The sequence below is a fragment of the Pseudonocardia hispaniensis genome, assembly GCF_042658695.1.
Classification (GTDB): Bacteria; Actinomycetota; Actinomycetes; order Mycobacteriales; family Pseudonocardiaceae; genus Pseudonocardia; species Pseudonocardia hispaniensis.
The window spans coordinates 284,099-308,025 of record NZ_JBHSQW010000035.1 but is presented as its reverse complement, the minus strand read 5'-3'; the positions used below and the strand labels follow the sequence as shown (position 1 = coordinate 308,025).

Genomic DNA, 23,927 nt, shown 5'->3' with positions numbered 1-23,927 from the left:
TAACGGCATGATGACAATCGCCATGGCCAACCTGTTCGCCGCGCCGGAGAGACAGCGCCCCCCAGCTGCTCCCGGCCGCTCCCCCGGTGACGGTCCCCAGGCGCTGCGCTCCCTCCCGGCGCCCGGCGGACCGCGACGTACTCCCGTTCACCCTGCCCGCCGCATCGTCGTCGGCGTACTGACCGGAGCGTTGATCATGCTCTGCGTCGCGACGCTGGACCGCTTCGGCAACACAACGGTGCCGGTGCTCGGCTCGTTCGCCGCCCTGCCGGTCCCGGAACCGACGGAGGCGGAGCGACTGGCCGAGATCCCGCCGCCCCCCACCACGCCGGGCACCTGCCTGAACTGGAACCGGCCGGACGCCGCCGACACCACGGTCGTCGACTGCGCCCAGCCGCATCTGTTCGAGCAGGCCGGAACGGTGCAGCTGGCCACCCAGACCACGCTGCCCGACGCGGGCGGCTGGCGTGCGCTCGTCAACGAACAGTGCACCCCGGTCGTGCTCAGCTATCTCGACGGACGGTACGACCCCACCGGCCGGTTCCGGGTCGGCGCGCTGAAACCGGCCCCCAGCAAGTGGGCCGACGGCGACCGCGAGCTGCGGTGCGGGCTCCAGAGTGCGTCGCGTTCGGGGGCGCTGTATCCGATCACCGGCAAGGTCGCCGCCCAGGACCAGTCCGCGGTGCACGAGCCGGGCACCTGCCTGGCCATCGACGGGCGCACCATCGGCGATCCGGTCTCGTGCGCCGGGCCGCACGCGGTGGAGACGGTGGGCATCGTCGACCTCTCGACGAAGTTCCCCGACGCGTTTCCGACCGTCGCAGATCAGGACGCGTTCCTGCAGCCCGCGTGCACCCGGATCGCGGGCGAGTACGCGGGCAGCCCCGAGGTGATCAGCAAGAAGAAGCTGACCGTCTACTGGGACAACCTCACCGAGGAGTCCTGGAAGGCCGGTACCCGGCGCGTCAACTGCAACCTGGCCGCGCTCCTGCCCGACCGCAGCGGCTTCGCCCCGGTCACCGGGCCGGTCAAGGGCGACGTGACCGTCGGTGAGGAGCCGGCACCGCCCGCGACGAACACCCCGCAGCCCGGTGTCCCCGCGTCCACCGCGCCGGCACCGGTCGAGCCCACGGTCGAGCCGACCCCGGCGCCCCCCGGTCCCTCCAGTCCACCGGCGTCACAGCCGTCGTCCAACCCGCTCGCGACGTCGGCGCTTCCCGAGCCGGTTCCGGGGGTGCCGGTGCGCGGAGCCAGCTGAGATCGGCCAGACTCGCGGGATGGGGATCTCGATGTCGCGTCACCGGTTCGAGGAACTGGTGTCCGACGCCCTGGACTCGATCCCGGCCACGCTCACCGCGGCGATGGACAACGTGGTCGTGCTCGTTGCGGACCGTAACGAGCACGACCCGGGCCTGCTCGGCCTCTACGAGGGCATCGCGCTCACCGAACGCACGAGCTCCTACGGCGGCGTACTACCCGACCGGATCACGATCTACCAGGACGCGATCCTGGACATCTGCCCCGACGAGGATTCGGTGGTCGAGGAGGTTGCGATCACAGTGGTGCACGAGGTGGCCCACCACTTCGGGATCGACGAGGAGACCCTGCACCGCCTCGGCTGGGGCTGAGAACCCGTCGCTTCCGCGCAGGCCGCCCCTGACCCACCGCACCACGGCTCCATCACGCGCCGGTGGCCTGGGCGGCGGAGTCCGCGGGTTCAGGCCGGGGTTGCACCGGCGGTGACGTCACCGCTCAGCGGCGGTCCGCTGTCCCAGTGCGACAGGCTCCAGCCGGTGGGTGAGCCGTGGTCATGGGCCAGCACGACCCGTCCGGTGTTCGGCACGTACTGCGTCTCGGCCGTCTCGCCGAGCAGCGCCGCAGCCGCGAGCCGGATGGCGGCGCCGTGGCTGACCAGCACCACCGCCCCGCACTCCCCGTTGTTGCGGGCCGCGATCCATTCGACCGCGGGCAGAAACCGGCCCCGCAGGTCGAGCGCGGACTCCCCGCCGGGCAGCCGGCGGTCCAGGTCGCCACCCCACCATGCGTCATAGACCTCGTCGAACGCGGTGCGGGCCAGTTCGTCCGAACGCCCCTCCAGCTCGCCGACGAACACCTCGTGCACCCCGTCCAGGACGCTCACCCCGAGTCGGTGCGCCGCGGCCACCGGCGCCGCGGTCTGCTGGGCCCGGATGGCGCGTGAGGCGTAGACCGCCCGTACCGGCCAGTCCGCGAGCACCTTGGCGACCGACGCGGCCTGCTGCAGCCCCAGCGCGTTGAGCGGCGAACCGGGCGGAACGGTGTCCAGCTCGCGGCGCACGTTGGCATCGGTCTGGCCATGGCGCACCAGCACCAGCCGCAGCCCGTCAACCCCCGTGTCCAGCTTGTCGCTCATGCACAGCCCCCGGTCCGCAACGCCGCCAGCCATGCCTCCGCCGCGGCGAACTCCGCCTCGCCCGCCACGCTCAACGGAACCGCGGGCGCTCCCGATCCCACCGCCGGACCCGCCGAACCCGCGGCGCGCGGATAGGAGCCGAGGAAACGCACCTCGGTGCACCGCCGGTGGAGCGCGGCGAGGGCCTCTCCCATTGCGGGCTCGGCGACATGTCCGCCGCAGTCGAGGTGGAACCAGTACTCCGCATGCCGGTCCTTGATCGGCCGCGACTCGATGCGGGTCAGGTCGATACCGCGCACCGCGAGCTCGGTCAGCAACCCGAGCAGTGAGCCCGGCCGGTTCTCCGTGGTCGCGGCCAGCGTCGTGCGGTCGTGCCCGGTGCGCGGGGGCGGGGGGCCGGGCGGGGCCACCAGCACGAACCGGGTGACGGCGCCGGGATTGTCGGCGATGTCGCCGGCGAACACCTCGAGGCCGTGCTGCTCGGCGGCGACCGGCGCGGACACGGCGGCATCGACCTCGCCGCGAGCGACCTGCGCCGCGGCCTCCGAGGTCGAGGTGGACAGCACGATCTCCGCGTCGGGAAACGTGCGGGCGATCCAGCCTCGGGTCTGGGCGATGCCGTGCGGATGTGAGGCGACGGTGCCGATGTCGGCGGCGGTCGTCCCGGCCCGCACGAGCAGGGCGAATCGCACGGCGAGCAGCGTCTCCCGCACGATCACCAGCGGGGGGTCCTCGACCAGCCCGTCGAGCACGGGCGGTACGGCGCCCTCGACGCTGTTCTCGATGGGCACGCATCCGGCGTCGGCCCTGCCTTCGCGGATGGCCGCCAGCACCGCTGGATTGCCTGCGCACGGCATGAGCTCGGCGTCGCGTGACTCGGGCAGCGACCGCAGCGCCTGCTCGGTGAAGGTCCCGGGCGGACCGAGAAACGCCAGTTTGGCCACGCCTGGCGACTCTAGCCGGGGTGGTGGAACCGACATGCGCTCGGTGCGTCAGGCAAGCAGGCCGAGTCCGGCGAAGGCGTCCGCGGGTGCCGGCTCCAGGTCGGTGCCGCACCGCGAGAGGAGCCCGCGCACCCCGCGGACCGTCCGCTCGGACAGGCCCGCGAGCTCCTGGGCCAGCGACTCGCCATCGGTGCAGCGCAGGGCGTCGACGACATCACCCGAGCGCAGGGCCCGGGCGACCGCGACGAGCAGGTTCACGATCCCGTGCTCAGCACCGTCTTCCTCGGCCCGACGCACGACCTGGCTCACCCCGAGAACGGTGAACCCGCATCCGGCCTCGACCACAACCTGGATGAACCGCCCCACCTCCGGGACGCTCGGGATGTCGGACGGGCGGGGCCCACCGCAGCGCAGCTTGGGGGCGCAGCCGTTCTCGGCCACCCGACGCACCGCGTCGAGCCACCCGTCGATCTCGGCGGGGTCGCCGCTCAGCGGCCGCCGCGGCTCGACGACCGGGACGACGTCCTCGGGGACGAACTCCGAGACCCGTTCGAGCCAGACCCCGTCGACGTCGGGGGGCGCGGCCGTCTCCACGGTGCGCGGGGTCAGCAGGCTGGACCGGGACAACACCATGGACAGGGCTTTGGGTACCGCCCCGAGCCCGGTGTCGACGACGAGCGAGAGGTCGACGGGACGGTTCGGCGCCGATCGGGCGAGCTCGGCGACCAACGCGGACAGTCGCGAGACCGGGCACACCAGCTGGCCGACGATGCCGCCGTATCGGCCGTCCCGGGCCGAGAGGTAGCGAGCGACCACCGCATCGATCCCCGGGGTGAGCATCCGGGGCAGCAGCAGGCCGATGTCGTCGACCAGTTCAGCGAACAGCGGAGGGATCGACCAGGGCCCGGCTGAACGTTCCGAAGGCTCCGTCGTCACGGGACGAGACGCTAACCGGTCGCTTACCTCCATCTCACATCGGGTAAGTCCGGGCGGCTCCGTCCTGGACAGGACCGGACCGGAAAGATAACTTAGCCTCACCTAATTTGGAGGTGCACCGTTGGGAACCACCCGGATCCGACGCCCGCAGGCACCCACGGCCGCAGAGCGCGCCCGCAGCCTCGCGGCCCGAAGTGACGGCGTCTCGATCGTCGGCACCGGAACACCCGCACCGGTCGCCGTGGCAGTGCACCATGTGGCGGCCGACGGCTCCGCGACGCTACTGCTCGACGACCACGTCCCCTTCCTCGAACACATCCGCGGTGCCGCCCGCGGAGAGCTTCCGGCGATGCTCGAGATCACCGATCGGGCGCCGGTCGACCTGCGGGAACCGGTGCGTGGGCTGCTGTGGATCAGCGGCTGGCTGCGCATCCCGGACCCGGCCGCCGCGCGCCGGTCCGCGCTGACCGTCGCCGAGATCCACCCGGACCCCCGGCTGCTGGACCTGGGCCGCGGGGCCACGCTCGTGCGGCTCGACCCCAACTCCGCCGTGCTCTCCGACGCCGAGGGCACCGCGGCGCTCACCCCCGTCGAGCTCGCCGCGGCGCAGCCGGACCCGTTCTGCCGGCTGGAGCGGGACTGGCTGCGCCACCTGGAGGAGTCCCACCCCGAGACGTTCCTGGCGCTGGCCCGGCATCTGCCGCCCGCACTGCGCTCCCTCGCGGGCGCGCGGGTTCGTCCCCTCGGGGTGGACCGCTGCGGGCTCCGGCTGCGGGTCGAAACCCCGACCGACGACCACGACGTCCGGATCGCATGGCCGCAGCCGGCCAGCACCGCCGACCAGCTGCGGCGGCAGTTCGGGCTGCTGGTGGGCTGCCCGTTCCGGGGCCTCGGCACGGGCCGATAGCCGAGACCGGGCCGGGGCTAGGCCGTCGCGGCGCGGGCGGTCTCCTGAACGTGCCGGGTGACCTTGCGCTCGGCAACGAAGGACGCGATCGGGATCGTCCCGGCGAGCAGCACCACCAGCGCGCGCAGCGGCTTCCACCGACAGCGCTCGGCGAGGATCAGCGTGCACACGATGTAGATCATGTACAGGAAGCCGTGCATCATGCCGATCACCGCGACCGGGCGTGGGTCGTCGAAGAGGTACTTCATCGGGATCGCATAGAACGTCAGCAACAGCAGCCCGATACCGGTGACCCAGGCTGCGACCCGGTAGGCGCGCAGGGCGATCGCGACGGACACTCTCGACCTTCCTCACTCTTCCTGCTGGGCAAGCCGGGCCAGCATCCGGTTGTATGCGGCAAGCTCCGGGTCTTCGTCCTCGGTGACCGACGGCGCGGGCGCGCTGCGGATCCCGAACGGCGACGACGCCGGGTCCACCCGGCGCGGCGCGGGCAGGTCCGGCTCGGGCACCTCGATCTCCGCCGGAACGTCCCCGGCCAGGCTCTCCAGCCGTCGCACCTCAAGGCGCAGGAACCGCCACCACATGTACCCGAAGAACACCGCGAAGACCGGCCATTGCAGGCCGTAACCCACATTGAGGGCCGAGCCCATCGCGGATCCGGCCTTGCCCCACTGCCACGCGGCCAGCCAGCCGCAGGTGGCCATCGCGCCGAGCGTCAGCAGGTGCCAGGCGATCCACCGTGGGGAGAGGATCAGCTGTCGCACGACGCCCAGGGTACGCTGGCCGGTAACGTCACCGAACGTGACCGACGGCCTCCGCAGGTGGCTGGCTCCCCCGCGGGCCGCCGTCCCTGTGATCGACGACCCGGCGCTGCGGCGACTCGTCATCACCGAAATTCTCGTCGTTCTGACGGTAACCCTGGGGCTGTCGGCCCTGCGCGGCGGCTTGTCGCTGGTGGACGCACTGCTGGCGCCGATCCCGCTCAACGAGCAACAGGTGGCGCTCAACGCGCCCGCGGCCCGGGCCGGGCTCGTCGATCTCGCGCTGCAGCTCACCCGGGTCCTGCAGCTCGTCGGCTGGGGCTCGCTCGGGGCCTACCTGCTGATCCGCGGTGGGCTGGCGCTGCGCGCCGTCGGCCTCGACGCCCGCAGACCGGTGCGCGACGCCGGCGCGGCGGTGGGGCTGGCCACCCTCATCGGCGTCCCCGGGCTCGGGCTCTACCTGCTGGCCAGAGCCATCGGGGTGAGCGTGACGATCGCGCCCACGACGCTGGACGACACCTGGTGGCGGCTGCCGGTGCTCGTCCTGGCGGCCGCGGCCAACGGGTGGGCCGAGGAGATGATCATGATCGGCTATCTGCTCACCCGGCTGCGCCAGCTCGGCTGGTCGGAGAACCGCTCGGTGCTGGCCGCCGCCGTGCTGCGCGGTTCCTACCACCTCTACCAGGGCCTCGGCGGGTTCGTCGGGAACATCGCGATGGGGCTGGTGTTCGGCCGCTACTGGCAGCGCACCAACCGCCTCTGGGCGCTGGTGGCCGCGCACACGTTGATCGACGTCGTGGCCTTTGCCGGATATGCGCTGGTACGCCCGTAAGGCGATCAGCGCAGGGTGATCTGCTTACCCAGCAATGCGTCGCGGGCCCGGCGCTCGGCGTCGGTCAACGGCTCGTCGGCGAGCCCGGCGAGGGTGGCCTCGAGACGGGTGGCGAAACCGGCGGCCGGGGCGGCCCACTCCTTCGGATGCGGCTCACGGTCGAGATCCCAGACCGGGACGACCAGGCCGTGTGCCCGGAACGCGCCCGCGTAGCGGGTGTCCTCGGTGAGTGCCAGCTCGCCACGGGCCTGGAGCCGGGCCAGCGCGGCCATCAGCGCCTCCTCCGGCTCGGGGCGCACCCAGCGCAGATGCGCCTTGGTGCCGGTGTCGACCCAGTACGCGGCCCGCACGCCCGCGGCGACGACCGGCTCTGTCGGCATGATCACCGAGTTGGCCCGCTCCAGCGTCGCCTGGATCTCCGGACCGGGCGCGCCGGCGCTGTCGTCGAGCCACCATCCGAAGTCCTGGTGCACCGTGAGCGCCAGCGGCGCGTCCGGATCGAGGATGTCCTGCAGCCGCACCGGGTCGCCGTCCCCGATACCCGGCCCCACCACCGACAGCGCGGTCCCCGGCGTCGCGGAACGCGCCCACCGCAACGCCCTGGCCAGGTCGGCGGACAGGTCGCCGGAGCGGGTCTGCATCTGCATCGCGAGCAGGATCTCGCCGCCGGGCCGGACCAGGGCCGCGGACGCCCCGGGCAGCACGGTGGCGAGCAGGACCGGGACGTCGGGCGCTTCGCGCAGCGGCAGCGGTGCGACGGCCGAGGGCAGGAACTCGCGCATGGCCACCAGGTCGGGTTCGGCGGCCAGCCCCGCGAACGGACGCGTGACGATCACGTCGTCGCCGCTGCCGTGGCAGGCCTTGTAGCGCTTGCCCGACCCACAGGGGCAGGGACGGCGGGGGTTCTCACCGGGTACCGACGCCCGGTTGCGTGTCTTCTTGGCCATCAGGACGCCGACCGTAGCGGGTTCCTCGGCCGGGAGCGCCGGGTGGCCGGTGGATGCACCGCGACCAGCACCTCGCGACGCACCGCACGCGGCGGTCCGAGCAGCCGGGTCAGCCGCTGCACCACCAGCGCGGTGACGACGGCGGTGGCCGCCGCGACCAGGTCGAGCACGGCGTGCAGCACGACGCCGTCGGCCATCGCCTGCACCCCGGAGCGAAACGACCAGGCCAGCACGACGGCGGCCAGCAGCAGGCCGGTCACCCACAGCACCCACCAGAGCAGCACCAGCCAGGAGGGCCGGGGCCGCCCCTCGACCGGCCGGTCGAGGGCACCGTGTTCGATCTCGGCGAGCACCGAGCCGGGCACCGACAGGTTCACCCCGGGGATCACCCAGCCCAGCACCACCGCGCGCGCCGAGCGGGACGGCAGGCGCCCACCGCGTGCGGCGGCCGCCTGCTGCGCCTGGACCGACCAGCGCACGACCAGGGCCCCGGCGAGCAGGCCGAGCACGGTGGCGAACCAGCCCGCCCCGGCGACCGCCATGTCCGACGCGGCGACCGTACCTGCCGCCAGCGCCCCCGAGCGGCTCGCCAGCAGCAGCCCGTAGCGCCACGCCTCGGCACCCGCCGCGACCGTCGCGATGACCGCCGTCACCCACAGCAGCATCGTCGCGGCCTGTGCGGTCGATCGGACCGCCACGACCACGCTGGGCCGGGCCGAGCGCTCGGGACCGCCCCACGGGCGCGCCGGGAGCCCCCACCGCGGCGGCACCCCGTACCGCGGCGGCCCGGGGTACGGGAGCCGGGCCCGCGGCGGCGCCGGTGTCTGCGAGACGGACGGCGGTGGCTCGGCCACCCAACGCAGGGCGGCCAGGTACCGCCCGCAGTACGGGCAGAACGGCCCGGCCTCCGGCGAGGACTGGCGCCCGCACCGCGAGCAGGTCAGCGGCTTCGGTCGGTGGGCGGGCACGGCGGGCACCGGGAGCCGCTAGATGATCTCCGGATCGCGGCCGCCCTCGGCCACGATCTGCCGGCCCAGACCGGCCCACGCTTTCATCCCGCCGTCGACGTTGACGGCCGGATAGCCCTGGGCGGCCAGGTAGGCGACGACACGGGCGGACCGGCCGCCGGAGCGGCAGACGACATAGAGCGGATCGGAGTCGGGGAGCTCGTCGAGCCTGGCGGTCAGCTGCGACATCGGCAGGTGCCGGGCGGTCGGTGCATGCCCGGCCGTCCATTCGTCGGCCTCCCGGACATCCAGCAGGGCGGCATCCGCGGGCAGCTCGGCCGCCGCGACGGCCGGGACGGCGGGAGTGGTCATGGCGAAATCCTCGCACGGGTGACGTCATGGCCGGGTGAGCGAACGGGTCCGATCGGCGAGCGGGCGGCGGTCACCGATCGTCGTGCGCGTCGAACTTGGCGGTGGTCAGGCCGAGTCGCTCCGGGGCGTGCAGCCGCAGCAGCGTCCGGTCGACGTCGGCCGGCACCCCGGAGCGGGTCAGCAGGCTGACCACGATCATCGTCAGGAACGCGGCGGGCACCGTGACCGCGGCAGGCCGCTGCAGCAGCATCCCGAGCAGACCCGGCGGCGCGACCGCGAACAGGCTCGCCATGACCCCGCCCGCCGAGAGACAGCCACCGGTCAGGACGCCGGCGATCGCTCCGGTAGGCGTCAGACCTCGCCACCAGATGCCCAGCACCAGCAACGGGCAGAACGTGGAGGCGGCCACGGCGAACACCAGCGGAACGGTCAACGCGAAGTCCAGGCGGGTGACCGTGAGGGCCAGCACGATGGGCAGGATCGAGGAGATCACGGCGGCGATCCGGAAGTCGCGCAGCCGCCCCTTCAGCACATCGGTGAACAACACCCCGGCGAGGCTGACGACCAGCCCCGACGAGGTGGCCAGGAACGCCGCCGCGACACCCGCCGCGACCAGGCCGCTGATCATCCAGCCGAACCAGCCTGCACCGAGGGCGGCGGTCGGTAGCAGCAACACCGCAGCGTCGGTCTGGCCGGTGACCAGCAGTTGCGGGGTGTAGATCCGGGTGAGCGCGCCGAGCTGGGTCACGAGCAGGTAGAGCCCGCCGATCATTGCCAGGACGAGCACAGTCGTGCGGCGGGCGGCCTCACCGTCGGGGTTGGTGTAGAAGCGGACCAGGATGTGCGGCAGCCCCATGGTGCCGAGAAACCCGGCGATCAGGATCGAGTAGATCTCCAGTAGCTGGTTCGGCGCCGTGCCCGACATCGGGCTGAGCCAGTCCTGGTCGGTGACCGGTGAGCCCGCCGGGGTCGGCACCTCGGTCCCGGACGCGAAATGCAGCGAGCTGCCCTCCCGGATGACATGCTCGCCCGGATCCCAGTGCACCGGCCCGTCGACCGCGCGGCCGTCGACCTCCCCGGTGGCCTCCACGGTCACCGGGCCGGCGACCTGCAGCACGACATCGGTGTGGATGCGCACCGTGGTGTCCACCGGGAACTGCGGCGCCGACGGCCGGTCGAAGCTGCGCGAGTCGGACAGGAACAGCCCGCCGATGATCAGGACCGGCACCGCCGCCGAGGTCAGCTTGAGCCAGTACTGGAACGCCTGCACGAACGTGATCGACCGCATCCCGCCACCGACCACGGTCAGCACGACGACGATCCCGGCCCCGGCGACTCCGATCCAGCTCGGCAGCCCCGTCAGCGTGGTCAGGGCCAGCCCAGCGCCCTGCAGCTGGGGAAGGAGGTAGAGCCATCCGATGAGCAGCACGAACACCGTGCACACCTGACGCAGCCCGGCGGAGCCGAGTCGGACCTCGGCGAAGTCGGGCACCGTGTAGGCCCCCGAACGGCGCAGCGGCGCGGCGACGAACAGCAGCAGCGCCAGGTAGCCGGCGGTGAAGGCGATCGGGTACCAGAGCGCATCGGTGCCCTCTCGCAGGATCAGCCCGGCGATGCCGAGGAACATCGCGGCGGACAGGTACTCCCCCGAGATCGCGCTGGCGTTCGCGACGGGGCCCACGGTGCGGGACGCGACCAGGAAGTCCGAGGTGCTGCGGGCGATCCGCACCCCGATCGAGCCGATGACGGCCGAGGTGACCCCGACGAACGCGATCGCGGTCAGAGCGATGAGTGCTGATGTGCTCAACTGCCCCTCAGTCCTGCACGTGGTCGGCGAACTCCTGCTCGACCTTCTCCGCGGAGCGGGTGTACCACCAGCCCAGGCCGAGCAGGAACGGATAGACGAGCAGACCGAGCAGCAGCCACGGCAGCCGGAACCCGAGGACGCTCATCCGCCCCAGCTCCGGGAACACCGCGAAGGTGACAGGTAGCACCGCGAGCACGACGCCGGCGACCGCCGCGACCCGCAGCGCCGCGTTGAGCTGGTTGCCGATGAGGTTGGTGCGCAGCAGGTCGCCGACCGGCGTCAGCTCCTGCACATCGACCACGGTGCGCACCGAGCGGGCGACGCTGGCCTTCCGTTCGGAGAGCACGACGCGGACCCGGGCGGGGACGGCGGGATCATGGCGGTCGGTGAGGTCAGCGGTGGGCCGGTCTGGGTCGGCGGGCGGGGCGGGACGACTCGTGGCCGCTCCGGGCTCCTCGTCGCGCCCCAGGTAGTCCTCGATGCCCGGGCGGTCCACCCCCTCGCGGCGCGCGTGCCGCCCCCCGCCCGTCGAGCGGTTGGCCTCCATCCGCCGCCGAATCTCGGCCTGCAGCCAGAGCGGCCCGGAGGTCGGCTCGCTGGGCGACACATCCTGCTCGGCCGGGTCCTGCTCGGCCAGGTCGCGCTCGGCCGGGTCGCGCTCGGCCGGGTCCTGCTCGGCCAGGTCGTGCTCGGCCGGGTCCTGCTCGGCCGGGTCGCGCTCGGCCGGGTCGAGGCGATCGGCGGCCGCGGACACCAGGGTCAGCGGCCGGGCCGCCGGGCCCGGCCGCTGACCGGCCGGGTGGTGTCCCGCTCCGGACGACACCGACGGCACCGCGCCGTCGGTGTCGGTGCTCACCGCTGGCTCCACGCCTGTTTCGTCGCGCGCACCAGGCGGTCCTTCAGCTCACGGGTGTGCCGTCGGCTGACCGGGAGCTCGGCGGTGTCCGGGCCCGAACCGACCCGCACCACGTAGCCGGAACCCGCCAGCCGCAGCTCGGTGACCAGCGGCAACGCCACCAGGAACGAGCGATGGATCCGGACGAACCCGGCGTCACGCCAGCGGTCCTCGAGCACCGAGAGCGGAATGCGGACCAGGTGACTGCCGTCGTGCGTGTGCAGCCGAGCGTAGTCGCCCTGGGCCTCGACGTAGCGCACCGCTGACCGCGGCACCAGCTTGGTGGTGCCCGCCAGCTCGACGGGGATGACCTCGTCCTCGCTGCTCTCGGGTTGCGCCGGTTCGGCGGTGGGAACGGTTCGGCTGGCGAGGATACGGTCGAGCGAGGCGGCCAGCCGCTCCGAACGCAGCGGCTTGAGCAGATAGTCGACGGCGCCGACCTCGTAAGCGTCGACGGCCCGGTCGTCGTGCGCGGTGACGAACACGACCGCGGGCGGAGTGACCATCGATGAGAAGACCCTGGCGAGCTCGAGACCGTCGAGGCCGGGCATCCGGATGTCGAGAAAGACGACGTCCACGTCGGTGCGTTCGGCCAGCCTGGTGCCGGTCGCCGGGTGCGGGGGCCCGCCCCGCCCGGGGACCGGGGGGGCCTCGCGCGCGCTTTGTCTACTGTTGAGGATCCGCAACGCCTCGGTCGCGTCGGAGGCCTTGAGCACCGTGCCGACGCGGGGGTCCTCGGCGAGCAGGAAGGCCAGTTCTTCGAGAGCCGGCTCCTCGTCGTCCACCGCCAGGACGACCAGGCCACCGGAGCTGTCGTTACTGTCCACGATCTCCTCATCCTGCCGAGTCCGGCGCTCCGGCGGGCGATCGGAACGATCACCTCGCCTCATCGACTATGGTGACGGTGAATCGGGCCGAGTGCCAGGGCACAACCACATTCCGGTACCGAACGAATCCGAACCGTCACGGTTAGCTACAAACCGTATCGTGCCCAGTGAGCCCGAACGTCCGCTGCCTCCATGGCTCCGACCAGCACATCCAGCGGTGCCGACACCGCCGCGGGAGCCCCGAGACCGAGCCGGGCCAGCAGCGGCCTGCGAGCCTCGACCGGTGTGATCTCCGCGTCCGGGAAGCGTTCGGCCAGAACTCCCCGAGGCGTCCCCAGCCCGTCGATGAGGCCGAGCTCGACGGCCTTGGGGCCGGTCCAGATGTCGCCGGTGAACAGGTCTGCCCCGGCCTTCAGCCGCTCACCCCGGCGCTCGAGCACCCAGTGCTGGAACATCTCGTGCAGCTCGCCCTGCAGGCCGCGCAGCCACTCGACGTCCTCGGGCTTCTCCGGCAGGAACGGGTCGAGCCGCGACTTCGACTCACCGGCTGTGTAGAGCCGCCGCTCGATGCCGACCCGCTGCAACAGGCCCTCCAGCCCGAAGCTGTGGGAGACGACCCCGATCGACCCGACCAGTGACGTCGCATGGGCATAGATCTCGTCGGCGGCGCACGCCAGCCAGTACCCGCCGGATGCGGCGACGTCCTCGCAGAAGGCCAGCACCGGTATGTCGCGCTTGGTGGCCAGCCCCCGGATCCGGTCGGCGACCAGGGCCGACTGGGTGGCTGAGCCACCCGGCGAGTTGATCTGCAGGGCGACGGCGGCGAGCCGTTCGGGGGCGAAGGCGCGCTCCAGGACCCTGTCGAGGGACGCAATGTTGATCACTGTCCGGGGCACCGGGGTGGCCGCCGGGGTGATCACTCCGTGCAGCCGGACGAGCGACACCACACGCCGGTCCGCGCGCTCCCCGAACCGCCCCGGTAGGTGGGAAACCAGCCGGTCCGGGATGCGGAAAGAGTCCATGGCGCCACGGTACGCGTCAGCGGCTCACACACGGATGCCCGCGCGGAACTTCGGCACCCGTAGCGTGATCTTCATACCGGCCCCGATGTTGGTGTCCACGACCAATCCGAAGTCGTCGCCGAAGGCCGACCGCATCCGGTCGTCGACGTTGCCGAGGCCGACGTGCGCGCCGGAGAGGTGGGCGTCGTCGAGGTCCTCGGTGAGCCGGGCCGGGTCCATCCCGACGCCATCGTCCTCCACGATGATCACGCATTCGGCGCCTGCGTTCTCCGCGGTGATCGTGACCGTACCGCCGTGCGGCTTGCCCGACAGCCCGTGCCGCACGGCGTTCTCCACCAGCGGCTGCAGGGCCAGGAACGGCAGCACGACGTTGAGCACCTCGGGCGCGATCTGCAGCTTGATGTTGAGCCGGTCGCCGAACCGGGCCTTCTCCAGGGAGATGTATCGCTCGATGTTGGTCAGCTCGTCCGAGAGCGTGGTGTACTCGCCCGCCGCCCGGAACGAGTATCGGGTGAAGTCGGCGAACTCGATGAGCAGCTCGCGGGCACGTATCGGATCGGTGCGGATGAACGAGGCGATGGTGGTCAGCGCGTTGTAGACGAAGTGCGGGGAGATCTGCGCGCGCAGCGCCCGGACCTCGGCACGGGCCAGCCGGGCGCGCGACTCGTCGAGCTCGGCGAGTTCGAGCTGGCTGGAGACGTAGCGCGCGACCTCGGCGGTGGCCCGCAGCAGCACCGGCCCCGCTGTCGAGGTCGTCAGTGCGGCGAGGGTCCCGACGATCGCCCCATCCGTCTCCAGCGGAACCACGACGATGCCGCGGACCTCGCAGTGCGGGTGGTCGCAGGAGATCGACGTATGCGACGCGACCTGCTGGCGTCCGGTGGCGATGACCTGGTCGGCGAGCGCGACGACGTCGGGTTTGTGCTGGTCCGCACTACCGTCCCAGGCGAGCGGCTCACCGCGGACGTCGGTCATGGCGAGCGCGCAGGTCTCCAGCAACGTCCGCAGGTAGGGCAGGGCGAACGCGGCCGAACTCGGCGAGAGGCCCTCGCGCAGCGCGGGCGCGGCCAGCGCCACGGTGTGCAGGGTGGCGAAGGTGGCCCGTTCGAGCGGAGTGGCGAACGTGTTGCGCCGGGCCCTGCGCAGCTGCAGGAGCAGCACCACGACGACGATGGCGACGACGATGCCCACGAGCACCAGCAGCGCGGTCGGCGAATCGAACAGGTCCCCCACTTTCCGACCCTCACTTCACCAGCCGGGACAGGCGCCGGTCGGCGAGCGGTCTGCCTCCGGTCTGACAACCGGGACAGTACTGGAAGGCCCGGTCGGCGAAGGACACCTCCCGCACCGTATCGCCGCAGACCGGGCAGGGCAGTCCGGTGCGGGCATGCACCCGCAGCCCGGAGCGCTTCTCCCCCTTCAACATGGCAACGCCCTGCCCCACCGACCGCTCGACGGCGTCGGTGAGGACCGCGCGCAGCGCGCTGTGCAGGGCGTCGATCTGCCCATCGGTGAGCCGCCCGCTCCCGGCATAGGGGGACAGCGCCGCCGTGTGCAGGATCTCATCGCTGTAGGCGTTTCCGATCCCGGCGATCGTGGCCTGGTCGACGAGCAGCGTCTTGATCCGTTCGGACCGGCCCGCGAGCAGTCCGCCGAGCTCGTCGCGGCTCAGCGTCAGCGCGTCCGGTCCCAGCCGCGCGATACCGGGCACCTCCGCCGGATCGCGCACCAGGTGGACCGACAGCCGCTTCTGGGTGCCCGCCTCGGTGAGGTCGAACCCGGGCCCGCCCACCGCGTCGAGGTGCACGCGCAGCGCGAGCGGCCCGCGGCCCGGTTTGGGCGGTGTCGCCGCCGCGACCTCGTGCCAGCGCAGCCAGCCGGCCCGGGACAGGTGGATGATCAGGTGCAACGGCGCGCCAGGCCGGTCGGCGAACTCGACGGCGAGGAACTTCCCGTACCGGGCCGCGCCCGTGACAACCCGTCCGACCAGCTCGGACATCGGCGGGTCGGCGGTCTTGAGCGCGCTCATGCCGGCCACGTCGACCCGCGCGACCGCCCGGTACGCGGCGTGCTCGCGTAGATGGTGCGCCAGCGCCTCGATCTCCGGCAGCTCGGGCACGACTAGTTCACCGGTTGCAGCGGGCTGTCGGCGTATCCCGGGGTGGCACGGGTACGCAGGCTGCGCACCACCACCCGCATCTCCTCGCGCGAGCGGGTGAGCCCGCGGACCATCCCCGACCAGTGCTCGGCGGGCAGGCCGTCCTCGTAGCTGCCCTGGGTCGTGGCAACGATCGTCCACGGCCTGCGCAGCACCCAGCGCACCGGGAAGAACCCGAACGCCAGCATCGCGAGCACCCAGAGCCACCACGGGATGTGCACCTGAGCGGGGGTCCATGCGATGAGGATGACCCAGAACAGGAACAGCGCGGAGAGGATCATCACCGCGGCTCCGCGGCCGCCGTCCACGTCGTGCTCGAAGTCATCCCCGGTGGCGGGGGTCGACCACTCGATGTTCCGGCGCACCAGCCAGGTCCGCCCGTCGGCCCCGGCGACCGTCTTCGTCCCCATCATCTCCGCCGTTTCGTCGATGCCCGGCTCACTTTCCCACAGTGCACCGGGCAGTCGCGATCACCGAACGGCTAGTGGTTCCCCTGTTCAGGGGAAGGTGGTACCGGACATCCGGGGGCGACGTCGGTCTGCTCCGGAGCACCCGGCACCAGCAGATAGGCGACGACCAACTCGACCGGCTCGGTGCCGTCGTTGCGCATCTGGTGCGGGACCCGGTCGTCGACGTGGACCGCGTCGCCGGGACCGTGGTGGGTGGGCTCGCAGGCGTCCTGCCGGACGACGCCGACGGTCCCGGACTTGACGATCGACAGCTCGGTCCCGGGGTGGCGATGCCAACCGGTCGATTCGCCCGGGGGCAGCACGACCGTCCGCACCGAGAAGGCCGTGGGTTCGGTCGTGCGCAGCCGCAGCCGGTCGTGCAGGGTGCCCGCGGCGAGCTCGGTGGTTCCGCCGACCGGCTCGGGGACGGGCTGGGCGTCGGCCGGGGCGGGCGGGGTCGTCTCGGGCAACGGCATCCCGAGCTGGCCGGGCTGCGCACAGCTCGCCAGCAGGATCCCGGCCGCCGCCAGCACCGCCGTCGTCCGGCCGATCTTCCTCACCGCGCCTCCTCCGTCCGTGCGGGGAGACTACGACAGGCCCCGTCCCGGCACCGTCATGGCTCCATGACGCGACCCGGGGCCGAACGGCTCAGCCCGCCCAGCGCAGCGGCAGCGACTTCAGCCCGTTGATGAAGTTCGAGGTCAGCCGCCGGGCCGGCCCGGCAGGCTCGACCTGCGGCAACCGGGTCAGGAACTCGGTGAAGAAGATCCGCATCTGCATCCGGGCGAACGCCGCCCCCAGACACAGGTGCGGGCCCTGACCGAACGCCAGATGGTCGTTCGGCTCCCGGGCCGGGTCGAACACGTCGGGCCGGGGGAACCGGCGCTCGTCGCGATGCGCCGAGACGTGGTAGACGACGACCTTGTCACCGGCCGCGATCGGCTGACCGGCCAGTACCAGGTCGCGGGTGGCGGTGCGGCGGAACGTCAGCACCGGTGGATGCCAGCGCAGCATCTCCTCGATGGCCAGCGGCAGCCCGGTGAGGTCGGCCCGCAGCCGGGCATAGACGTCCGGATGCCCGACGAGCGCCGCCACCCCGCCCGGCAGCGCGCTGCGCACGGTGTCGTTGCCCGCGATGACGAGCAGGAAGAAGAACATCTTCAACTCGGCGTCGGTGAGCCGCTCCCCATCGACCTCGGCGTGGACCAGCGCGGTCATCACGTCGTCGGCGGGCTCCCGCTGCTTGCGCTCGGCGAGCGCCTGCGCGTAGTCGAACATGTCGGCCAGCGCGGCCGGCGAACGCGGGTTGATCGGCTTACCGTCGGCGCCGTAGGCGGTGGTGGCGTGCTCCGGGTCCTGGTACCCGATGACCCGGTTGGTCCACTCCAGCAGCAGCTGCCGGTCGGCGGGCGGGACGCCGAGCAGGTCGGCCAGGTTCAGCAGCGGAAAGTCGTCGGTCACGTGGGCGGGCAGGTCGCATTCCCCGGCCCCCGCAACGGCGTCGAGCAGGTCGCGGGCCCGCTGGGTGATCTGCTCGGTGAACCGCTCGAGCCGGCGGCGGCTGAACGCGCCGGTGACCAACCGGCGCAGCCGGGTCTGCTCGGGCGGATCCATGTTGAGGATCATCCGGCGGATGAACGGCAGGTCCGCGGGATCGGGGTCGCGGATCTGGGTGGCGCCCAGGGCGGAGGAGAAGTCCTGCGGGTTGCGCAGCACGTGCCAGACGTCGGCGTAGCGCGTGACGGCCCAGAAGCCGGGGCCCGCCGGCCAGATGCCGACCTCGTGCTCGTCCTGCCAGCAGACGGGGTGATGGTCACGCAGGAAGCGCAGCGCATCGTGCGGGACGCCGTCGGCGAAGATCCGGGGATCGAAGACGTCCGGTATCCCGGTCGTGGGCGGCGCGGGCATGGGGCAATCGTAGGCACGATCGTCGTCACTGTGGCCGGACTCTCATCCCCGGCGCCGTCGATCCGGGTTGCCGGTGATCGCCCACCGGGTGCATGGTTGGTCACTGCAACTTCTTGCATGACGCACGCAAAGTAAAGATGAAGCAAAGTCGGGAAGTGATGACGGTGGGTGAAGCGACGCTCACCCCTGAGGACCTCGAGCTCGCGGACGCGCTCGCCCGCGAGCTTGCGATGCTCATCCGGCTCGTCCAGCGTTCCGCCCGATATCCGGGCGCGGCCGGGATGGACCGGGCCGGCTTCCAGGTCCTGGTCCGCCTGGCGAGCCAGGGTCCGCAGCGCGCCGTGGATGTCGCCGAGGCGGTCTGCGCCGACCCGTCCACCGTGAGCCGGCGGGTCGCGGCCCTGGTCAAGGACGGCCTGCTCGAACGGCGGGCCGACCCGCAGGACGGGCGCGCCAGCCTGCTCGCCGTCACCGAGCAGGGCCTCGCGGCGCTCGAGCACAGCCGCCGCTACCGGGCCGAGGTCATCTCCGCGACCATCGCCGACTGGCCTCGCGAACAGCGTCGCCAGCTCGTCGAGCTCCTCGGGCGGTTCACCGCCGACTTCCAACGTCACGATGTACCGGCCGTGCTCGCGAGCCGGCCCGGAGGGGGAATCTGATGTCCACGGAGGCCGCCGACGTGGCGAGCCGCGCACCGGTCCCGCCGACGCGCAGCCCGGGAGAGCTCAGCCACCGCCAGATCGTCACGATTCTGGTCGGTCTCGCGCTGGGCATGTTCCTCGCCGCGCTCGACCAGACCGTCGTCTCGACCGCCATCCGCGTGATCGCCGACGACCTCGGCGGCCTCAGCCTGCAGGCCTGGGCCACGACCGCGTTCCTCATCACCGGGACGATCAGCACCCCGCTGTACGGCAAGCTCTCGGACATCTACGGCCGCAAACCGTTCTTCCTGATCGCGATCTCGATCTTCATCCTCGGCTCGGTACTGTGCACGTTCGCGACGTCGATGTACTCGCTCGCCGCCTTCCGTGCGGTGCAGGGGCTGGGCGCGGGCGGCCTGTTCGCGCTGGCCCTGACCATCCTCGGCGATATCGTCCCGCCCCGGGAGCGGGCCCGGTACCAGGGCTACATCCTCGCCGTGTTCGGCACCTCCAGCGTGATCGGCCCGGTCATCGGCGGTGTGCTGTCGGGCCAGCAGAGCATCCTCGGGATCGACGGCTGGCGCTGGATCTTCCTGGTCAACGTGCCGCTCGGCGCGATCGCGCTGATCGTCGTGGCCAAGGTGCTCAACGTTCCGCACACCCGGCGGGCACACCGTATCGACTGGCCCGGCGCGGTCTCGCTGGCGATCGGCCTCGTGCCGCTGCTGATCGTCGCGGAGCAGGGTCGCGAATGGGGCTGGGACTCCACCAAGGCCCTCGTCTGCTACGTCATCGGCATCGTCGGGGTGGTGGCGTTCGTGTTCGCCGAGCGGCACTACGGCGAGGACGCCCTGCTGCCGCTGCGGCTGTTCCGCAACCGGGTCTTCGCGACAACCAGCGCCGCCGGGTTCGTCATCGGGATGGGCATGTTCGGTGGCATCGTGCTGCTGCCGCTGTTCCTGCAGATCGTGCACGGCGTGACGCCCACCGAGTCGGGCTTTCTGATGCTGCCGCTGGTCGCCGGCATCATGCTGGCTTCGATCACCTCCGGCCAGATCACCTCGCGCACCGGTCGGTACAAGATCTTCCCGGTCCTCGGTACCGCGCTCATGATCGGCGCGATGCTGCTCATGCACTTCACGATCACCGTTGACATCCCGCTCTGGGAGCTCGACCTCTACATGGCGATGCTCGGGCTGGGTCTCGGCTGCTGCATGCAGACCCTCGTGCTCGCCGTGCAGAACGCGGTGCCCGCCCGAGACATGGGCGTCGCCACGGCCTCGGCCACCTTCTTCCGGCAGCTCGGTGGCACCCTGGGCGTCGCGGTCTTCCTCTCGATCGTGTTCTCCACCGTCGGCGACAAGATCGCCAACGCGTTCCGGGCCGCCGCGGGCACGCCCGAGTTCCGCAGCGCGCTGACCGACCCCGCCGTCCACGCCAACCCCGCCAACGGGCCGGTGCTGCACGCGCTGAGCAGCGGCGGCGGCACCGACAGCACCGGTGTGCTCAACGACTCGTCGTTCCTGCAGCACATCGATCCGCGGCTGGCGCGTCCGTTCCTGGTCGGCTTCGCCGAGTCGATGACGCTGACGTTCGCCGTGGTCGCCGGGGTGCTCGTGCTGGCGTTCCTGCTCGCGCTGCTCATCAAGGAAGTTCCGCTGCGCACGATGTCGGGGGTGCAGGCCCGGGCCGCCGAGGACGCCGAGGACGCCGAGGCGCTGCCCGAGCCGGCGGCCGCCGTCGCCGCCCTGAAGCAGACCGATCCGACGATCGCCGGCACCGCGCCGTCCGGCGACGGGGTGGGCGGTGAACCATCCGGTCGGGGCCGGCTCAGTGGCACCGTGACCGCCGCCGGTACCGGCCACGGCGTCGCCGAGGTGCTCGCCACCCTGACCGACCCGAGCGGGACGGTGGTCGGCTCGGTGCTCACGGACGGCGAGGGGCAGTTCGTCTTCGACGATCTCGCCGCGGGCACCTACACCCTCACCGCGAGCGGGTACGCGCCGACCGCGACCGTGGTGCAGGTTGCCGCGGACAGCGCGACGAGCACCGTGGTCGAGTTCGCGGCGCCGACCCCCGGCCGGAACGGGGTCGAGCCGGGTGACGAGGCCCGCTGACACGGGATCCGCCCGGTCCCGGATCACCAGCCGAGGTCGAGTGCGGGAGTGAGCACACCCTCCAGGGCGAGCAGCCACTCCTTGGCGGCGCGACCGCCGCCGAACCCGCCGAGCGCGAGCCGTCCCGGCCCGGCTGCGGCCAGCACCCGATGGCACGGGACGATCACCGGGACCGGGTTCGACCCCATGATCGACCCGACGCCGCGGGACCCCGTCCAGCCGTCGGCGAAGGCGCCGCTGCGAACCGCCAGCTCGCCGTAGCTGATCGTCTCCCCGTAGCCGACGCTCGTGTAGAGGGTCTGCAGCACCGTGCGCCGGGTGCCGCCGGTCCCCCGCCAGTCGATGTCGAGGTCGAACACCCGCCGAGTACCGGCGAGGTACTCGGTGAGCTGCGCGACGACCGGCGCCGTCCGCTCCGGGTCGGCGACGAGATCCTCGCCGAGCCGCCGGGCCGCCCCGGCGACCCGGCCCGGAACGTCACCGAACCCGACGTGAGCGACCGCGCCATCGGTGCTCACGCCGACGGTGAGGGCTCCGATCGGGGCCGGGGCAGGCACCGTCGTCCAGGCCATGGCCATGTCCCCATCCTTACCCCGGCCTCCTGACACGAACGGGGCGTCACCCGAATGGCCGTACGTCGTTAGTGAGGTGTTCGCTCCCCGGCGACGCCGCTACCCCGGGCCCCGTCCGGGGTAGCGGGCGGGCTTGATCGAGGGCGAGCACGCGGGTGGTCGCACGCCGATGAGGTACTCGCCCACCCGCGTCCACCACCCGGAACGCAACGCCGGGACCGCGTGATCCGTTAGCGCCCGTTGCGTAGCTGGAGAACGTATGCCGCAGTATGCGCAACGATCCGGTCCTCGTCGTTGGACAGCTCCGCGAGGGCACGTGAGGCCGTTGCCCCCGGGGTATCCGCGAGCGCCTGGGTCAGCCGTCGGCGTGCCGACGATGCGATGGCGTCCCGGGCGAGGCAGCCGGCGAGGGCGTCCTGCAGCAGCACAACGGTCTGCAGGACGTCCTGCCAGTCGGCGGGTTCCGCGGCACCGATCCGACGGAGTCGGGTGAGCAGCTCCGTCTCACCCGCAATGCGCTCGCGCGTCTGGCGGATGAGATCGTCGACGAGCTCCGAGGGCGTGAAGCCGGGATCATCCAGCGCACGCCCGACTTCACGCAGCGACAGCCCCAAACGACCGCAGGCTTTCGAGCGGTCTACCTCGTCGACCTCGCCAACCCGCTGCGCGAGGAGCCCACCATCCGCGGCCTACCTGTCGATGACTGGTCGACCGACGGTGACCCGCTTGTCGTTGACCCGGTTGCTGGGCAGCGGGTCCCGCTGCCTCGCTCGATGGCTTCGTGCAGCTCGTGCCCACCGAGCGGCTGCATGCGGTCTTGCCAGCCGAGCCAGGCTGGCTGGCCGAACTCGACACTTACGACGAGCCGACCACTGCGCCCGTCGTCGCCTGGATGGTTGGCGCCTCGGGAACGATGCGGTCGGCCACAGAAGGCCTGATGTCTGGCGGCAAGCTGGTCGAGAACGAGGGCGCGCTCATCGCGCACCGCCCGCTTCACGTACTGCGGGTCGTTGCTCCGGAGGGGTAGTGACCGATGGAACGTCGTCGCGCCTACGTGAGGCAGTCGATGTTCACCCCCGAGGCGGCTAAGGATTCCAGGATCAGTAGGTTTCCCAGCTCGGGCATGTCCAGCGTCTAGGAATATCACTGGACCCGAGGGGGCAGGCTCGCCTGGCGGCCAGACAGCCCGTGACTGTGCGTCAGGAGCTAAGGAATTCCAGGATCGTCAGGTTTCCCAATGTGGGCATGCCTAGCGCATAGGAATATTCCTGGCATCATGGATGCATGACGGTCCTGCCAGACAACGAGGCTGACCTGCTCGTACAGGCCAGGATGAAGCTTCAGCAGCTGCTGGGGGAGGGCTGGGAGATCGTAGCCTTCGCTCCACAGCAGATTGTGGCTCAGCTTAGCAAGGAGCTAAGCAACGTTAGGGGCCTCGGCTTCGACGAAGCCTGGATGCTCGAGCCAACCCGGGCTCGAACCAGGCCAGCGCTGGTGCTGATCGAAGCCAAGATGGCGAAGCTCTCGCCGCTGATGGCCTCCAAGCTGGCCGACCAACTGCGCTGGGCAGCTGAACGGCTGGCTGAGCCGGGCTTGATCGCAGAAGGCCGCTTGCTCGTCGTGGCCCCCTGGATCAGCGCGCGCAGCCGCGAGGTTCTCGAGGAGCGCGGGATTGGCTACTTGGACTTGACGGGCAACGTTGGCATCAAAATCGCCCGCCCGGCAGTCGTCATCAGGACCGACGGTGCTCGCCAAAGCCCGATCCCAGAACAGCGCAGTCACCGGGGTCTGTCTGGGCCACGAGCCGGTCGATTCGTACGCGAGCTGGTCGACTTCGACGGCCCGCGGATGGCTGCCGAGCTCGTTGAGCGAACTGGAATCAGCCAGGGCTATGTCTCGAAGCTGCTCGACACGCTGACCAACGAGGCGTTGATCAAGCGCGAGGGGCGACTGATCACCGAGATCGACTGGAAGGGCCTGTTACGCTCGAGGGCTGCGAGCTACCAGCTGATGCGCAGCGGTTTGCATGTCGCTGCGATCGCACGCCGCGGTAGGCCAGCGCTCTTAGGTGACTTGGCGTCGTTGGCCGAAGAGCTGCGAGCTCGCCGAACCGACGAGGACCCGGTGGTCGTCACTGGCTCCTTCGTTACTAAGCAGGTCGCGCCGCTCGCCGTCGGCGGCCCGCTCTATCTCTACGTGCCCCCCGGGCCGCACATGATCGACGAGGTGGCCAAGCGACTCCGGTTGCTGCGTGTCGACCAGGCGCTCAACGCCAGCACGAGCGGCGCAGACGTGATCATGCTCCAGCCGCCGGACAGGACCCCATTCCTGCGGATCCAAGAGATCGACGGCGTTCCAGCTGTTGGCTACAGCCAGCTCGCGCTCGACTGCCTGAGCGGCCCCGGCCGGATGCCTGCTGAGGGTGAAGCCGTGCTCGAATGGATGGATAGCAACGTCGAAGCGTGGCGTCAGCCAAGCCCCCTTAGCTGACCC

Annotated in this window: 28 protein-coding genes; 9 read left to right on the top strand and 19 right to left on the bottom strand. The window is 71.6% G+C overall.

Features of this window, described 5'->3' with window-relative positions:
• Positions 1 to 7: 7 nt before the first annotated feature.
• Both ACFQE5_RS18505 and ACFQE5_RS18500 read left to right on the top strand, forming a co-directional pair.
• On the top strand, positions 8 to 1,258 hold the full coding sequence (locus tag ACFQE5_RS18505) for a septum formation family protein (RefSeq protein WP_379586699.1): 1,251 nt from the start codon (positions 8 to 10) through the stop codon (positions 1,256 to 1,258).
• A gap of 19 nt (positions 1,259 to 1,277) precedes the next feature.
• On the top strand, positions 1,278 to 1,628 hold the full coding sequence (locus ACFQE5_RS18500; RefSeq protein ID WP_379586698.1) for a metallopeptidase family protein: 351 nt from the start codon (positions 1,278 to 1,280) through the stop codon (positions 1,626 to 1,628).
• Between the two features lie 89 nt (positions 1,629 to 1,717).
• Here ACFQE5_RS18500 and ACFQE5_RS18495 read toward each other — a convergent pair whose 3' ends face one another.
• From ACFQE5_RS18495 to ACFQE5_RS18485, 3 genes are read right to left on the bottom strand one after another with little or no spacing between them, the layout of a single operon-like run.
• Entirely contained in the window at positions 1,718 to 2,392 is a 675-nt protein-coding gene (locus ACFQE5_RS18495) for a histidine phosphatase family protein (RefSeq protein ID WP_379586697.1), read from the bottom strand.
• Positions 2,389 to 3,336 (bottom strand): prephenate dehydratase, encoded by a 948-nt coding sequence (pheA, locus tag ACFQE5_RS18490; RefSeq protein ID WP_379586695.1) that lies wholly within the window; start codon positions 3,334 to 3,336, stop codon positions 2,389 to 2,391. Before pheA ends, ACFQE5_RS18495 begins: the two co-directional genes overlap by 4 nt.
• Positions 3,337 to 3,384: 48 nt before the next feature.
• Entirely contained in the window at positions 3,385 to 4,272 is an 888-nt protein-coding gene (locus ACFQE5_RS18485; RefSeq protein WP_379586694.1) for a hypothetical protein, read from the bottom strand.
• Positions 4,273 to 4,393: 121 nt separating this feature from the next.
• On the opposite strand from ACFQE5_RS18485, the gene ACFQE5_RS18480 reads away from it, so the two are divergent.
• Positions 4,394 to 5,179, top strand: a complete 786-nt coding sequence (locus ACFQE5_RS18480; protein ID WP_379586693.1) for a DUF2470 domain-containing protein — start codon at positions 4,394 to 4,396, stop codon at positions 5,177 to 5,179.
• Between the two features lie 17 nt (positions 5,180 to 5,196).
• Here ACFQE5_RS18480 and ACFQE5_RS18475 read toward each other — a convergent pair whose 3' ends face one another.
• Positions 5,197 to 5,517 carry a DUF3817 domain-containing protein gene (locus tag ACFQE5_RS18475; RefSeq protein ID WP_379586692.1) on the bottom strand — a complete coding sequence of 107 codons (321 nt, stop codon included), beginning with the start codon at positions 5,515 to 5,517 and terminating at the stop codon, positions 5,197 to 5,199.
• A 12-nt stretch (positions 5,518 to 5,529) separates the two neighbouring features.
• A complete protein-coding gene (locus ACFQE5_RS18470; RefSeq protein WP_379586691.1) occupies positions 5,530 to 5,943 on the bottom strand; it encodes a hypothetical protein in 414 nt (137 codons plus the stop codon).
• A 37-nt stretch (positions 5,944 to 5,980) separates the two neighbouring features.
• Between ACFQE5_RS18470 and ACFQE5_RS18465 the strand changes: the two genes are divergently transcribed.
• Complete coding sequence (locus ACFQE5_RS18465) at positions 5,981 to 6,772, top strand: CPBP family intramembrane glutamic endopeptidase (RefSeq protein ID WP_379586690.1); 792 nt, start codon at positions 5,981 to 5,983, stop codon at positions 6,770 to 6,772.
• A 5-nt stretch (positions 6,773 to 6,777) separates the two neighbouring features.
• On the opposite strand, the gene ACFQE5_RS18460 is transcribed toward ACFQE5_RS18465, so the two are convergent.
• Both ACFQE5_RS18460 and ACFQE5_RS18455 read right to left on the bottom strand, forming a co-directional pair.
• A complete protein-coding gene (locus tag ACFQE5_RS18460) occupies positions 6,778 to 7,719 on the bottom strand; it encodes a DUF5926 family protein (RefSeq protein ID WP_379586689.1) in 942 nt (313 codons plus the stop codon).
• Entirely contained in the window at positions 7,719 to 8,372 is a 654-nt protein-coding gene (locus ACFQE5_RS18455) for a DUF4328 domain-containing protein (protein WP_379586687.1), read from the bottom strand. Before ACFQE5_RS18455 ends, ACFQE5_RS18460 begins: the two co-directional genes overlap by 1 nt.
• Between ACFQE5_RS18455 and ACFQE5_RS18450 the strand changes: the two genes are divergently transcribed.
• Positions 8,359 to 8,709, top strand: a complete 351-nt coding sequence (locus tag ACFQE5_RS18450; RefSeq protein ID WP_379586686.1) for a hypothetical protein — start codon at positions 8,359 to 8,361, stop codon at positions 8,707 to 8,709. The genes ACFQE5_RS18455 and ACFQE5_RS18450 overlap by 14 nt on opposite strands.
• Here the strand turns inward: ACFQE5_RS18450 and ACFQE5_RS18445 are convergent.
• From ACFQE5_RS18445 to ACFQE5_RS18400, 10 genes are all read right to left on the bottom strand, one after another.
• The gene (locus ACFQE5_RS18445; RefSeq protein ID WP_379586685.1) at positions 8,706 to 9,038 is read right to left on the bottom strand and encodes a rhodanese-like domain-containing protein; all 333 of its coding nucleotides are present in this window, start codon (positions 9,036 to 9,038) and stop codon (positions 8,706 to 8,708) included. The genes ACFQE5_RS18450 and ACFQE5_RS18445 overlap by 4 nt on opposite strands.
• 70 nt (positions 9,039 to 9,108) lie before the next feature.
• Positions 9,109 to 10,845, bottom strand: a complete 1,737-nt coding sequence (locus tag ACFQE5_RS18440) for a sodium/solute symporter (protein ID WP_379586684.1) — start codon at positions 10,843 to 10,845, stop codon at positions 9,109 to 9,111.
• A gap of 7 nt (positions 10,846 to 10,852) precedes the next feature.
• On the bottom strand, positions 10,853 to 11,701 hold the full coding sequence (locus ACFQE5_RS18435; protein ID WP_379586683.1) for a hypothetical protein: 849 nt from the start codon (positions 11,699 to 11,701) through the stop codon (positions 10,853 to 10,855).
• Positions 11,698 to 12,567 (bottom strand): LytR/AlgR family response regulator transcription factor, encoded by an 870-nt coding sequence (locus ACFQE5_RS18430; RefSeq protein ID WP_379586681.1) that lies wholly within the window; start codon positions 12,565 to 12,567, stop codon positions 11,698 to 11,700. Before ACFQE5_RS18430 ends, ACFQE5_RS18435 begins: the two co-directional genes overlap by 4 nt.
• A 146-nt stretch (positions 12,568 to 12,713) precedes the next feature.
• Positions 12,714 to 13,589, bottom strand: a complete 876-nt coding sequence (locus tag ACFQE5_RS18425; protein ID WP_379586680.1) for a S49 family peptidase — start codon at positions 13,587 to 13,589, stop codon at positions 12,714 to 12,716.
• Between the two features lie 24 nt (positions 13,590 to 13,613).
• Complete coding sequence (locus ACFQE5_RS18420) at positions 13,614 to 14,822, bottom strand: sensor histidine kinase (protein WP_379586678.1); 1,209 nt, start codon at positions 14,820 to 14,822, stop codon at positions 13,614 to 13,616.
• A gap of 10 nt (positions 14,823 to 14,832) precedes the next feature.
• Positions 14,833 to 15,708 (bottom strand): DNA-formamidopyrimidine glycosylase family protein, encoded by an 876-nt coding sequence (locus ACFQE5_RS18415; protein ID WP_379586677.1) that lies wholly within the window; start codon positions 15,706 to 15,708, stop codon positions 14,833 to 14,835.
• 2 nt (positions 15,709 to 15,710) lie between these two features.
• Positions 15,711 to 16,157: a hypothetical protein gene (locus ACFQE5_RS18410; protein ID WP_379586676.1), complete on the bottom strand. Its 447-nt coding sequence runs from the start codon at positions 16,155 to 16,157 to the stop codon at positions 15,711 to 15,713.
• Between the two features lie 71 nt (positions 16,158 to 16,228).
• Positions 16,229 to 16,756, bottom strand: coding sequence for a cupin domain-containing protein (locus ACFQE5_RS18405; protein ID WP_379586675.1), 528 nt, complete (start codon positions 16,754 to 16,756; stop codon positions 16,229 to 16,231).
• 88 nt (positions 16,757 to 16,844) lie between these two features.
• Positions 16,845 to 18,104, bottom strand: coding sequence for a cytochrome P450 (locus ACFQE5_RS18400; RefSeq protein WP_379586674.1), 1,260 nt, complete (start codon positions 18,102 to 18,104; stop codon positions 16,845 to 16,847).
• Between the two features lie 164 nt (positions 18,105 to 18,268).
• On the opposite strand from ACFQE5_RS18400, the gene ACFQE5_RS18395 reads away from it, so the two are divergent.
• Complete coding sequence (locus ACFQE5_RS18395; protein ID WP_379586673.1) at positions 18,269 to 18,763, top strand: MarR family winged helix-turn-helix transcriptional regulator; 495 nt, start codon at positions 18,269 to 18,271, stop codon at positions 18,761 to 18,763.
• The gene (locus tag ACFQE5_RS18390) at positions 18,763 to 20,862 is read left to right on the top strand and encodes an MFS transporter (RefSeq protein ID WP_379586672.1); all 2,100 of its coding nucleotides are present in this window, start codon (positions 18,763 to 18,765) and stop codon (positions 20,860 to 20,862) included. Before ACFQE5_RS18395 ends, ACFQE5_RS18390 begins: the two co-directional genes overlap by 1 nt.
• A 23-nt stretch (positions 20,863 to 20,885) precedes the next feature.
• Here ACFQE5_RS18390 and ACFQE5_RS18385 read toward each other — a convergent pair whose 3' ends face one another.
• Together ACFQE5_RS18385 and ACFQE5_RS18380 are read right to left on the bottom strand one after the other, a co-directional pair.
• On the bottom strand, positions 20,886 to 21,440 hold the full coding sequence (locus ACFQE5_RS18385; RefSeq protein ID WP_379586671.1) for a methylated-DNA--[protein]-cysteine S-methyltransferase: 555 nt from the start codon (positions 21,438 to 21,440) through the stop codon (positions 20,886 to 20,888).
• Between the two features lie 224 nt (positions 21,441 to 21,664).
• Complete coding sequence (locus tag ACFQE5_RS18380; RefSeq protein WP_379586670.1) at positions 21,665 to 22,048, bottom strand: hypothetical protein; 384 nt, start codon at positions 22,046 to 22,048, stop codon at positions 21,665 to 21,667.
• 167 nt (positions 22,049 to 22,215) lie between these two features.
• Here ACFQE5_RS18380 and ACFQE5_RS18375 point away from each other — a divergent pair, with 167 nt between their 5' ends.
• Complete coding sequence (locus tag ACFQE5_RS18375; protein WP_379586669.1) at positions 22,216 to 22,461, top strand: hypothetical protein; 246 nt, start codon at positions 22,216 to 22,218, stop codon at positions 22,459 to 22,461.
• A 257-nt stretch (positions 22,462 to 22,718) separates the two neighbouring features.
• Positions 22,719 to 23,924 (top strand): hypothetical protein, encoded by a 1,206-nt coding sequence (locus tag ACFQE5_RS18370; protein ID WP_379586668.1) that lies wholly within the window; start codon positions 22,719 to 22,721, stop codon positions 23,922 to 23,924.
• Positions 23,925 to 23,927 lie beyond the last annotated feature (3 nt).